Origin of the sequence: Brachybacterium sp. HMSC06H03 (assembly GCF_001807385.1) — a bacterium.
GTDB lineage: Bacteria > Actinomycetota > Actinomycetes > Actinomycetales > Dermabacteraceae > Brachybacterium > Brachybacterium conglomeratum.
Map to the genome: position 1 here is coordinate 1 of NZ_KV788805.1, position 11,296 is coordinate 11,296.

Genomic DNA, 11,296 nt, shown 5'->3' on the forward strand with positions numbered 1-11,296 from the left:
GGCCGGCGGACCTCCGCGCCGGTCCGCCGGCCGTGGCCGGTGCCGCCGCATCGTCCCTAGGCTGTGGCCAGCACCACCAGCTCCGTCTCGCACACCGGCGCACAGCGCGCCGGGGCGGGGCCCGCCCCGATGATCGGCGCGGCATGGTGGGAGCGACTGCTGAGAAGGGAGCCTCCCGTGACCACCTCTCGACCCCCCGGGGAACCGTCCGTCGCCGACCTCGTGGACCGTTTGTCGGAGCAGACCGCACGGCTGGTGCGGGACGAGCTGAAGCTCGCCCGCGCCGAGTACACCGAGAAGGCCAAGCAGGGCGGGACCGCCGCCGGGCTGTTCGGCGCGGGCGCGGTCCTCGCCTGGTTCGGCGTCGGCACGCTCCTGGCGACGCTGATCCTGGTCCTGGCGCTGTTCCTGCCGGCCTGGGCCGCGGCGTTGATCGTCACCGTCGCCGTGTTCATCGCGGCGGGGATCGCCGCGCTGCTCGGCAAGAAGAAGGCCGAGGGCCTCACCCCCGCGCCGGAGCGCACGGTCGAGACCGTGCGCCGCGACGCCCGAGAGATCAAGGAGCGGATCTGACATGTCCCACTCAGCTGCCACGCCCGGCCAGGGCGATAACATCCGCGTGAACCCCGACGCCGGCGAACCCCGCGAACCGGCCGACGACGCGAGCCCCGACGAGATCGAGGCCGACATCGCGCGCACCCGCCGCGAGCTGGGCGAGACGGTCGAGGCGCTCTCCGACAAGCTCGACCCGAAGGCGCAGGCCGATGAGCAGATCAGCCGGCTTACGCACCGCGCCCGTGGGCAGGTCGACCACGCCCGCGAGAGCGCACAGTCCACGCTCGCCCACGCCCGGCACACAGCCGCCGACCCGCACAGCCCCGTCCCGGCGCTGCTCGCCGCGGTCGCCGGCGCGACGGTGTTCGCCGCCGTCGGCCTGCTGATCACCCGTCGGCGCTGACCCGGCCCCTCCCGGCCGGGCCCGCCACACTGCACTGCGCGAAGGAGCACCTCATGGCCCATCGGAAGCCCACCAGCACGTCCGCGAAGATCCTCTACCGGCCCGTCGGCCTGGCGAGCGGGATCGTCAGCGGCGCCCTCTCCGGGGTGCTGTTCAAGCAGCTCTGGAAGGTCGCCTCTCCCTCACGGTCGAAGGACACCCCCAAGGCGCTCGAGTCCGAGTTCCCGCTGCGGGAGATCCTCATCGCCGCCGCGCTCCAGGGCGCGATCTACGCGACGGTCAAGGCGCTCGTGGACCGTGGCGGCGCCCGAGCCTTCGAGAAGACGTTCGGGGAATGGCCCGGCGACTGACCCGTCCGGGGACACCACCGGACCGATCGACCAGGAGACGAGGTACCGAGATGACCAGCACACCGATGCACCACCCTGATGACGAGGCGCGCCCCAACCCGGAGGACCAGGGGGAGGAGAGCTCGCCGACGGACGAGATCGAGGACCTCGTCGACGAGCGCACCAAGAGGCTTTCGCGCGAGGAGGCCGAGCAGCACGACGGCATCATCGAGGCGCAACAGGACGAGATCGATGCGGAGGAGCGGACCGAGCCGGGAAGCGGCTACGGGCACTGACCCGTCGGTCGCCCCGGGGCCGTCGGGCCGGCCGGGGGTCTGCGCCGGCTGAGCCCGACACTGCGGGCCCCGGCGACGAGGCCCCCTCAGAGCGGTCGCGGAACACCCGAGACGACCGACCCGGCAGTGCGTACTGTGGGTGCATCTCCGCCCCCCCTCACCGGCAAGGTTCCTCGATGTCCTCCGCGCTGCGACTGTCCGGGCCGGCGCCCGCGCTCGGTGCGCTCCTGATCATCGCGACGGTCTCGCTGGGCCGCGGGATCGACGTCTTCTATCTGCTGGGGGTCGCGCTCGTCGTGCTGGGCCTGGTCGGCCAGTTCCTGCAGACCCGCCTCCAGCGCCCCTCGCAGGAGCAGGACCCGGTGCCGGTCGCGGTGCCGGTGCGCGGGCGGTGGCGCGGCCTGAACTCCCCCGCCTCATCGGTCCCGTCTCACACCCATCATCTCGCGCAGACCTACGCCCTGGACATCACCCACGAGCCCGAGGGCGCCTCGCCCCGGACCCTGGATCCGTTCTGGGCGCCGATGCGTCGGCCCGAGGGGTTCCCGTCCTTCGGGCAGGAGGTGCTCGCCCCGTTCGACGGGGAGGTGATCGCTGTGCACGGCACCAGCCGCGACCATCTCAGCCGCCTCTCCCTGCCCGGCATCGCGTACCTGCTGCTCGAGGGATTCGTGCGCAGCCTCGGCTCGCCGCGGCACCTGCTGGGCAACCACGTCATGCTGCGCGCGGCCCGGAGCGGAGCGGCCCACGACGGCGACGGGGCCGACGTCCCTGCCGGGACGGTCGCGGTGCTCGCCCATCTCCGGCGCGGCTCGCCCACGGTGCGGGCGGGTGAGCGGGTGCGGGCCGGTCAGGTGCTCGGGCAGTGCGGTAACTCCGGCAACTCCTCCGATCCGCACGTCCACGTCCAGCTCATGGACGGGCCCGACATCACCACTGCGAAGGGTGTGCCGTTCACCTGGCGCTATCTCGACGAGGAGGGCGCGGTGCGGACCGGGGTGCCTGCGAACGAGGAGCTGTTCACCGCAGTCGCGGAGGGTTCCGCCCGCTGATGCCGGCGCGGTGCCCGTCGGTCCCGGCTCAGCGGCCGACGACCCCGAGGTGGGCGGCGAGCGCCTCGGCCTGGTCCCTCACGACGAAACCAGTCGCCTCGATCTTCGCGAGGTCCAGCACCGAGCTGCGGGGGCGCGGCGCGATGGTGCCGTCGCCCTCGGCCCTCCCCTGGGCGGCGTAGTACTCGGCCGTCGGCACCGGGGTGACGCGCTGCGGATCGTGGCCGGTCAGCGCGAACACCTGGCGCGCGATCCCGGCCCAGCTCGTCGGCGCCCCGCCGGCGCTGAGGTTGTACACCCCGGACTCGGGACGGACGGTGAGCAGGTGCTCGATCGCGGCGGCGAGGTCGTCCGTGAAGGTCAGGCGGCCGATCTGGTCGTCGACAACGATCGGGTCGATGCCGCGCTCGGCGAGGCTCGCCATGGTCGCGACGAAGTTCTTCCCCTCCCCCACCACCCAGCTCGTGCGCAGCACGAAGTGCTCCGGCAGGGTCGCGACGAGCCGGTCGCCGGCGGCCTTGGTCTGCCCGTAGACGCCGAGCGGGGTCAGCGGCTCCGCCTCGTCATGGACCTCCGCGGTGCCGTCGAAGACGTAGTCGCTCGAGAGGTGCACGAGCGTCGCGCGCTGCGTGCGGGCGGCCTCGACGAGCCGGGCGACGCCGTCGACGTTCACGGTCCAGGCCTCGGCACGGCCCTCCGGGGTCTCGGCGGCGTCGACAGCGGTGTGCGCGGCCGCGTTGACGATCGTGCCGTAGGGGCGGAAGTCGAAGGCGGCGACCGACTCCGCCGAGGCGAGGTCCAGGCCGTCGCGGCCGACGAGGTCGACGTCGGCCCGCCCCTGCCAGCGCGCTGCGAGCGCGCGCCCCAGCTGGCCGTTCGCGCCGACGACCAGGGTGCGGCGCGGCGGGACCGGGGCGACGTCCGCCAGGCGCGGGTGATTCAGGTCCTTCTCGGAGAGCTCGGCCTCCGCGAGCGGGATGGGCCAGGGGATCGCGGCGGCCTCGTCGGCGAGGTTCAGGAAGGTGTACTGCGACTGGGCCGCCGCGGACCAGTGGTCGTTCACGAGATAGGTGTAGGCCGAGGGCGCCTCGAGGGTCTGGAAGGCGTTGCCCACCCCGCGGGGCACGAAGATCGCGACCTCCGGGGTGATCTCGTGCCAGAACACGGCGCCGAACGAGTCGCCCTCGCGCAGGTCCACCCAGGCGCCGAACACCCGACCGGTCGCCACGGAGATGTACTTGTCCCAGGGCTCGGCGTGGATGCCGCGGGTGACGCCGGGGGCCTGGTTGAAGGAGATGTTGTTCTGGACGGGCCCGAAGTCCGGCAGCCCGGCGGCGAGCATCTTCTCGCGCTGCCAGTTCTCCTTGAACCAGCCTCGCGCATCCCCGTGGACGGGCAGGTCCACGACGAGCAGGCCGGGGATCGGGGTCTCGTGGACGACGGGCAGCGCGGTCACTGGCCCACCTGCGCGTACTTCGCCTCGGTCGCGGCCTTCTGCGAGCGCCACCAGTCCTCGTTCTCCCGGTACCAGTCGACGGTCGCGGCGAGGCCGGCGGCGAAGTCCGGGTAGGCCGGGGCCCAGCCGAGCTCCTCGCGCAGCTTGGTGGAGTCGATCGCGTAGCGCAGGTCGTGGCCGGGACGGTCGGTGACGTGGTCGAAGTCGTCGGCCTCCCGCCCCATCAGCTGCAGCAGCATCCGCACGACCTCGAGGTTGTTCTTCTCCCCGTCAGCGCCGATCAGGTAGGTCTCGCCGATCCGGCCCTTCTCCAGGATCGTCAGGACCGCGGAGGAGTGGTCGTCGGCGTGGATCCAGTCGCGCACGTTCTCGCCCTTTCCGTAGAGGCGGGGGCGGATCCCGTCGATCAGGTTGGTGATCTGGCGGGGGATGAACTTCTCCACGTGCTGGCGGGGGCCGTAGTTGTTCGAGCAGTTCGAGAGCGTCGCTTGCACCCCGAAGGAGCGCACCCAGGCGCGGACCAGCAGATCGCTGCCGGCCTTGGTGGCGGAGTAGGGGCTGGAGGGGTTGTACGGGGTGGTCTCGGTGAACCGCTCGGGGTCGTCGAGCGCGAGATCGCCGTAGACCTCGTCGGTCGAGATGTGGTGGTAGCGGGTGCCGTGCCTCCGCGCCGCCTCCAGCAGGGTGAAGGTGCCGATGAGGTTGGCGTGCAGGAACGGGGACGGGTCGGCCAGGGAGTTGTCGTTGTGGGACTCGGCCGCGTAGTGCACGATCGCGTCGCCCTCGCCGGTCAGCGGCGCAACGAGCTCCTCGACCAGCGCGGCGTCGGCGACATCACCCTCGACCAGGCGCACCCGGTCCTCGGGCAGGCCGGCGAGGGAGGCCGCGGAGCCGGCGTAGGTGAGCTTGTCCAGCACGGTCACGCGCGCGTCGGTGTGCGCGAGGACGTGGTGGACGAAGTTGGAGCCGATGAAGCCGGCGCCGCCGGTGACGAGCAGGTGGGGGGACATCAGCGGGGACCTCCGGGGGTCGTCTCGCGGTCGAGGACGTCGAGCAGGTAGCGGCCGTAGCCGGACTTCACCAGGGGCTGCGCCCGTTCGCGCAGCTCCTCGTCGGTCAGGTGGCCCATGCGCCAGGCGACCTCCTCGGGGGAGCCGATGGACAGGCCCTGCCGTTTCTGGACGGTGGCGATGAACTCGCCGGCCGCGGCGAGGTCGTCGAAGGTGCCGGTGTCGAGCCAGGCGGTACCGCGGGTGAGCACCTCGACCTGCAGCTGTCCGTCCTCGAGGTAGCTGCGGTTGAGGTCCGTGATCTCCAGCTCGCCGCGGGCCGAGGGCCGCAGCGCCTTCGCCCGCTCGACGACGGTGCGGTCGTAGAAGTACAGGCCCGGCACGGCGAGGTTCGAGCGGGGCGCGGCGGGCTTCTCCTCGAGGGAGAGCGCGCGGCCGTCCTCGCCCATCTCCACCACGCCGTAGGAGCGCGGGTCGCTGACCCAGTAGCCGAACACCGCGGCGCCGTCGACCTCCGAGTAGCGGCGCAGCTGGGTGCCCATGCCCTGGCCGTAGAAGAGGTTGTCGCCGAGGATCAGCGCGCAGCTCTCGCCGTCCAGGAACTCCTCCCCCAGCACGAACGCCTGGGCGAGACCGTCCGGGGAGGGCTGGACGGTGTACTCCAGCTCGATCCCGAAGCGGGAGCCGTCGCCGAGGACGCGCTGGAAGGCGGCCTGGTCCTCGGGAGTGGTGATGATCAGGATCTCCCGGATCCCCGCGAGCATCAGGGTGCTCAGCGGGTAGTAGATCATCGGCTTGTCGTAGACGGGCATCAGCTGCTTGGAGACGCCGAGGGTGAGCGGGTGCAGCCGGGAGCCCGTGCCGCCCGCGAGGATGATTCCGCGCATGTGGCCATTCTGGCAGGCGAGGGGTGGAATCCTCTTCCGTTCCGCGGGATGTGGCCGACACTGCAGGCGGCGCGGACGACGGGTGCCGACGCCTTCGCGGACGGCGTGCGGGCGCCCCCTAGGACGGAGGTCCGACGCCTCCGGGGACCCTGTGCGGACGTCCCGCCGATGCATCGCCCGGGGGCTGTCCCCACCCGGTCCGTGCAGGTCGCCGGGTCGTTCCGGTCCCCGGCACGCCCTACGCTGGCCCCCATGACCTCCGCCGGCCTCCTCGCCTTCCTCGGGCTCGCCGTGGTGACGATGGACCTGCTCGGCGGGGTGCTCGCCATGGGGATGCTGCTGCGCGGCGGCACGATGCGTCACCTGCTGGCCTTCGCCGCGGGGTACGTCGCGGTCGTGGTCGCGGCGACGCTGGTCCTGCACCCGCTGCTGACCCTGCTGGGACGCTGGCTGCATCCCGTGCTGGAGTCGAACGACGCGATCGGCGCGGTCGAGGCGGTCGTGGGCCTCGCACTGATCGGGTTCGGCGTGCACCAGTTCCGCGCCGCCTCGCAGCCGCCCGGACCGCACGGCCCGCTCGAGGAGAGGGCCGCTCCGGCGCGTCTGGCCACCGTCCCGCTGGTCCTCGGCGGGGTGGCCTTAGCCGGGACCGCGCTGGCCGATCCGGCGTTCACGATCGCCGTCGGGCTGGCGTCCCAGGAGCAGCACCTCACGCTGCGGATCGCGCTGCTGGTGGTGTGGAACCTCGTCTACCAGCTGCCGCTGGTGACGGTGATCGTCGCCGCCGCCGTCGGCCGCCACGAGCAGATCGTGGCGCGGCTGCTCGAGATCTTCTCCCCGCGCCGCCGGATGCTGCAGGCGGTGCTGGCGACCGTGCTCGTCCTGGCCGGCCTCGCCGTGCTGGCCGACGGCGCGGTCGCCCTGCTGGGCGGGCACGTGCCGTGGCTGCGCCAGCTGATCATGCTGCGGTGAGCGGGGCCGGGCGCTCGGCAGCGGAGCCGCCGGGGACGACGCCGCGCCCCGCCCGGTCTCACCCCCGCGCGAACAGCCCCAGCGCGTCCCAGGCGACCCAGCCGCCCTCGGCGAGCTCGAGCTCGATGACGTTCTGCCCCTCCTGCAGCGCGGCGGCCGGGACGGGCAGCTCGAGCAGGGCGCGGCGCAGCGGCGTACCGGGCACGGTGGCGTCCCCTTCGCGGGAGCCGCGGGTCGCGCCGACCGGCAGCTCGAGATCGGTGATGTGCTCGCCGTTCGCCGCGATGCGCAGCAGGCCGCCGAGACGGGTGGTGTCCACGAGCCAGAGCGCGAGGTCGTGGTCCTCGCTCGGCGAGGACTCGAGCGTCACGGTCCAGCGGGCGCGGTAGGGCTTGCTCCCCGCCCAGGCGTCTCCCGGGCCGGGCAGCAGGTAGGGCCAGGCCTCGCCGGGTGCGTCGGTCCCGTCCACGTACTCGATCAGCGCATCCGGGAACCGCTCGGGGATCTGCGCGTAGGACGCGGGGGCGAGGAGGTGCTCGAGGGTGCGGCCGTCGAAGTCGCCGATGGTCGCGACCGGGGTCCCGGTCGCGGTGACCGAGGGGTCGGAGGCGGCGCTGACCGGGGCGGAGGGCTCGCCCCGCTCCCCTGCGTCGCTGACGGCGAGCACCGCATAGGTCCAGGTCTCGCCCGCGACGTCGAGGCCGGTGTGCCGGAAGCGGGGGTAGACGGTCTTGCCCAGCAGCGCGGCCTCGTCGGCCGTGTCGGGGGCCGTCCCGCCGCGGAGGCCGTAGATGCGGTAGTGGTCGATCAGCGGGTCGAAGCCGAGCGAGTCCCAGGTCAGGGAGATCGCGACGAGGGCGGGCTCGGCGGCGAGGCCGGTGACGACGGCGGGGCGCGGGCTCATGGCGGTGCTCCTTCGTCCGGCTCAGGCCGGGATCAGGCGGGGCTCGCCCGCGGGGGTGGTGAAGCGGGCGGTGAGCTGCTTCGGGGCGGTGTCGTCGGCCTCGATCCACTCCACGACGTGGAAGCTGGAGACCATCTCCTCGGGGGTGAGGCGCACGTGCACGTAGCCGCGCCTGCCGTCGTAGAGCTTCACGTAGTCGTGCCGGGTCCAGGTCCCGGGGCTGCCGGCGTCCTCGGCGCCGTCGCCGTCGGAGGCGACCGAGGTGCACACCAGCTCCACGCCGAGGCGCTCCGCGCCCGGGTCGTCGGGGTCGGCGGGGATCTCGGCCGCGACGTGCTTGTGGATGTCGCCGGTGAGCATCACCGGGTTCTGCGCCTGGGCCATCTGGGCGAGCAGGCGCCGGCGGGCCGCCGGATAGCCGTCCCACATGTCGGTGCTCTTCTCGTTGATCGGCACCAGCACCACCCCGTTGGCGAGCAGGTTCCAGGTCGCCTCGGAGCTCGCGAGCCGCTCGCCGACCCACTCCTCCTGCGCGGTGCCGAGGATGGTGCGGTCCTCGCGCTGCTGCTCGGCGGCGTCGGCCGGCTCCGCGTCGCGGAACTGGCGGGAGTCCAGCAGGGAGAAGCGGGCCAGCGCCCCGACGTCGAAGCCGGCGGTGATGTCGGTGTCCGGGCCCTCGGGCAGCGCGGCGACGTCCAGCGGCATGTTCTCGTAGAACGCACGATAGGCGACCGCGATCCGGTGGGCGAAGTCCTCCTCGCCGATGCCGGTGTCGGAGAGGGGGCCGGTGTAGTTGTTCTGCACCTCGTGGTCGTCCCAGACGGCGACCGCCGCGGCGCGGGCGTGCACGGCCTGCAGGTGCGGATCGGACTTGAACAGGGCGTAGCGCAGGCGGTACTGCTCGAGCGTCTCGATCTCGACGCGGTGCGCCTCGCCCACCTCGGCGCCCCGGCGCCACAGGTTCGTCTCCGTGATGCCGTACTCGTAGATGTAGTCGCCGACGAAGACGACCAGGTCGAGGTCCTCCTCCGCCGCGAGGTGGCGGTGGGCGGTGAAGTGGCCGTGGTACCAGGCCTGGCAGGAGACGAGCCCGAAGGAGAACGACTCCGGGGTCTCGCCCGCGGCGGGCAGGGTGCGGAAGCGGCCGACGGGGCTGAGCTCGCGACCCACCCGGAAGCGGTAGAAGTGCTCGGTGCCGGGCTCGAGCCCCTCGACGCGCGGGTGCACGGAGTGGGCGAGGCCGGGCTGGGCCAGCGCCCGGCCATGGGCGACGATGCCGCGGAAGTCCTCGTCGGTCGCGACCTCCCAGCGCACCGTCACCTCCTTCAACGGCATCCCCCCGTGGCCGTCCTCGGCCAGCGGCTCGGGGGCCAGACGGGTCCACAGCACCGCCCCGTCGGGTCGCGGGGCGCCGGAGGCGACGCCGAGGGAGAACATCCCCTCGGTCCCCGGCGGCGGGGCGGCCTCGACGGAGGGGGCGTCGATGCCGAGCGCGATCATGGCGGCGGAGGCGCCGCTGAGCTGGAGCAGGCGGCGACGGCTGACGGGGGCGGCGGTGGGCGCGCTGGGCATGAGGACTCCCGGTCGGGGGCAGGGGTGCTCCCTCACCGTCACCGCCGCAGATGGACTCGGGATGAATCGCGGCGAACATCGGTCGGACGATCCCGCAACGCCTCGCCCGACTCCCGACACAGCGTGCTCAGGGCCCCGAAGGGCTCAGCCGATCCCGTAGTGGCCGTAGAAGAGGCCGACAGTCAGGATCTGGCGACGCCGTCACGCGGCGGTCAGCTCGACGCTGCGCGTCCTGCGCGCCGGTGGTGCACGATCCGATGCGGGTCACCCCGAGAGAACTGTCCGCAGAGAGGAATCGTCCGGCGAGCGCTGACCACTCGGGCGAACCCGCTCAGGCCGCTCACGCACCCTCTCGCTCCCCCTGCAGCGCCGCCCCGGGCGGGACGGTGCCTTCGGCGAAATCCAGGAGCGCATCCAGCACCTCGTGCGCCACCCTGACGTGGCCCGCTCACCGAGACTGCGAACACTCGGAGTCGGCGGACCCTCGGTATGCCTCGCGCGAATGTACCGTTGATGTCAAGACCGTCGGTCGTCCCGGGCCACGACTGATCACCCGCACGGCAAGAACGGAGCCGAGATGACCGATGACGTAGTCGCGATGGATCGACAGGAGCTCCAGGATCTTCTCCTGCACAGCGACGACATCTCCGCGTTCCTCGAGGACTTCACCGCGATGCTCGCCCGGGAGATCTCAGATGGCGACGCCCCGGCGTGGTGCGCGGTGACTCTGCTGCGGAAGAGGAAGGCGAGCACCGCCGCGGCCTCCGGGCTCGAGGCGCAAGCCCTCGACGAGCTGCAGAACAGCTTCACCGACGGGCCGTGCATGACGGCGATCCGGGAGGACACCGTGATCAGAGTGGGCGACGTGCGCGAGGACACGCGGTGGCCGGACTATCTCCCCGCGGCCGCAGAACAGGGCGTGCGCTCCATCCTCGGCGTCCCTTTCGAGGTGGACGACGATGCCTGGGCCGGCCTGAACATCTACTCCCCCGCGCCCCACCATTTCGAGGCGGACGTGATCGCGCGCATCCAGCAGGAGGTCGACCGGGCCTCGGGCGCCCTGCGTCTCGCCATCCGCCTGGCCACTCATCGCGAGGCCGAGCACGACCTGCACGCCGCGATGAGCTCCCACACGGCGATCAGTCTCGCGGCGGGGATCATCATGGGCCAGAACCGCTGCACCCACGCCGAGGCGATGCGCATCCTCAAGGACGCCTCCAACCACCGCAACGTCAAGCTCCGCGATCTCGCCGTCGAGCTCGTCTCGTCCCTGGATCCGGACTACCTCGAAAACCACTTCCGCGCGTAGGACTGCTCCTGACGGTTCCCGCGGCGGCGAGCTCCGGGTAGGCACGGTCGCGGCCTGGCTCCCTCAGCCGTCCGACCGATCGGGGGTGATGCCGGGGCGGTCCAGGCGTCGTAACGCATCGTCACGAAGGAGGAGCCGGGGCGGAGCCGGGACAGCAGAAGGCCCTCGGATTCCGAGGAATCCGAGGGCCTTCGCAGAGCGTCGCCCTGCTACTGCGGACTGGTGGTGTCGATCCCTCCGAGCTCGCGCAGGAGCTCGTGACACCTCTTCGCGCGGTCGGCGTCCTGCGCCATGACCTCCTCGAAGAAGGCGGCGATCTCCTCCTGCCCCGCGTTGCGGGCGTCGCGCACGTACTGGCCGTAGTCGTGCCCGGCCTTCAGCGAGTGGTACTGCACGGAGATCAGATCGAAGGTGACGTCGTCGAAACCGGTCTGTCCAGCGGGCATGATGTCCTCCTCAGAGTGGACGGCGCTGGGGCGCTGTCAGCTGGCGAGCCTCAGGAGCTCTGGCCGCCCTTGCGACCGGCCTGGCTCGGGTCGGCCGAGTTCTTC

At 72.3% G+C, this 11,296-nt stretch carries 13 protein-coding genes; 7 read left to right on the forward strand and 6 right to left on the reverse strand.

The genetic code is table 11. From position 1 onward, the window contains the following. The first annotated feature begins 63 nt into the window (after window positions 1-63). The 5 genes from HMPREF3159_RS09140 (at window position 64) to HMPREF3159_RS09160 (ending at window position 2,635) form a co-directional block, all read left to right on the forward strand. Complete coding sequence (locus HMPREF3159_RS09140; protein ID WP_246821585.1) at window positions 64-573, forward strand: phage holin family protein; 510 nt, start codon at window positions 64-66, stop codon at window positions 571-573. Between the two features lies 1 nt (window position 574). Next, window positions 575-958: a DUF3618 domain-containing protein gene (locus tag HMPREF3159_RS09145; protein ID WP_070500743.1), complete on the forward strand. Its 384-nt coding sequence runs from the start codon at window positions 575-577 to the stop codon at window positions 956-958. A 53-nt stretch (window positions 959-1,011) separates the two neighbouring features. After that, the gene (locus tag HMPREF3159_RS09150) at window positions 1,012-1,308 is read left to right on the forward strand and encodes a DUF4235 domain-containing protein (RefSeq protein ID WP_070500744.1); all 297 of its coding nucleotides are present in this window, start codon (window positions 1,012-1,014) and stop codon (window positions 1,306-1,308) included. Window positions 1,309-1,358: 50 nt separating this feature from the next. Then, window positions 1,359-1,583: a hypothetical protein gene (locus HMPREF3159_RS09155; RefSeq protein ID WP_070500745.1), complete on the forward strand. Its 225-nt coding sequence runs from the start codon at window positions 1,359-1,361 to the stop codon at window positions 1,581-1,583. 176 nt (window positions 1,584-1,759) lie between these two features. Continuing rightward, window positions 1,760-2,635: a M23 family metallopeptidase gene (locus HMPREF3159_RS09160; RefSeq protein WP_083305888.1), complete on the forward strand. Its 876-nt coding sequence runs from the start codon at window positions 1,760-1,762 to the stop codon at window positions 2,633-2,635. A 28-nt stretch (window positions 2,636-2,663) separates the two neighbouring features. Here the strand turns inward: HMPREF3159_RS09160 and HMPREF3159_RS09165 are convergent, their stop codons facing one another. The 3 genes from HMPREF3159_RS09165 to rfbA are packed head-to-tail and all read right to left on the reverse strand — an operon-like array spanning window position 2,664 to window position 5,988. Beyond that, window positions 2,664-4,091, reverse strand: coding sequence for a sugar nucleotide-binding protein (locus tag HMPREF3159_RS09165; RefSeq protein ID WP_070500746.1), 1,428 nt, complete (start codon window positions 4,089-4,091; stop codon window positions 2,664-2,666). Next, window positions 4,088-5,101: a dTDP-glucose 4,6-dehydratase gene (rfbB, locus tag HMPREF3159_RS09170; protein ID WP_070500747.1), complete on the reverse strand. Its 1,014-nt coding sequence runs from the start codon at window positions 5,099-5,101 to the stop codon at window positions 4,088-4,090. Before rfbB ends, HMPREF3159_RS09165 begins: the two co-directional genes overlap by 4 nt. Next, entirely contained in the window at window positions 5,101-5,988 is an 888-nt protein-coding gene (gene rfbA, locus HMPREF3159_RS09175; protein WP_070500748.1) for a glucose-1-phosphate thymidylyltransferase RfbA, read from the reverse strand. Before rfbA ends, rfbB begins: the two co-directional genes overlap by 1 nt. Window positions 5,989-6,240: 252 nt before the next feature. Here rfbA and HMPREF3159_RS09180 point away from each other — a divergent pair, with 252 nt between their 5' ends. Beyond that, a complete protein-coding gene (locus HMPREF3159_RS09180) occupies window positions 6,241-6,960 on the forward strand; it encodes a GAP family protein (protein WP_070500749.1) in 720 nt (239 codons plus the stop codon). A 58-nt stretch (window positions 6,961-7,018) separates the two neighbouring features. On the opposite strand, the gene HMPREF3159_RS09185 is transcribed toward HMPREF3159_RS09180, so the two are convergent. Next, window positions 7,019-7,864 (reverse strand): polysaccharide lyase family protein, encoded by an 846-nt coding sequence (locus tag HMPREF3159_RS09185; protein WP_070500750.1) that lies wholly within the window; start codon window positions 7,862-7,864, stop codon window positions 7,019-7,021. A 21-nt stretch (window positions 7,865-7,885) separates the two neighbouring features. Further along, the gene (locus tag HMPREF3159_RS09190) at window positions 7,886-9,436 is read right to left on the reverse strand and encodes an alkaline phosphatase D family protein (protein ID WP_070500751.1); all 1,551 of its coding nucleotides are present in this window, start codon (window positions 9,434-9,436) and stop codon (window positions 7,886-7,888) included. 577 nt (window positions 9,437-10,013) lie between these two features. Here HMPREF3159_RS09190 and HMPREF3159_RS09195 point away from each other — a divergent pair. Next, window positions 10,014-10,745 carry a GAF and ANTAR domain-containing protein gene (locus tag HMPREF3159_RS09195; protein WP_070500752.1) on the forward strand — a complete coding sequence of 244 codons (732 nt, stop codon included), beginning with the start codon at window positions 10,014-10,016 and terminating at the stop codon, window positions 10,743-10,745. A gap of 209 nt (window positions 10,746-10,954) precedes the next feature. Here HMPREF3159_RS09195 and HMPREF3159_RS09200 read toward each other — a convergent pair whose 3' ends face one another. Beyond that, window positions 10,955-11,191 (reverse strand): acyl carrier protein, encoded by a 237-nt coding sequence (locus tag HMPREF3159_RS09200; protein ID WP_070500753.1) that lies wholly within the window; start codon window positions 11,189-11,191, stop codon window positions 10,955-10,957. Between the last annotated feature and the right edge of the window lie 105 nt (window positions 11,192-11,296).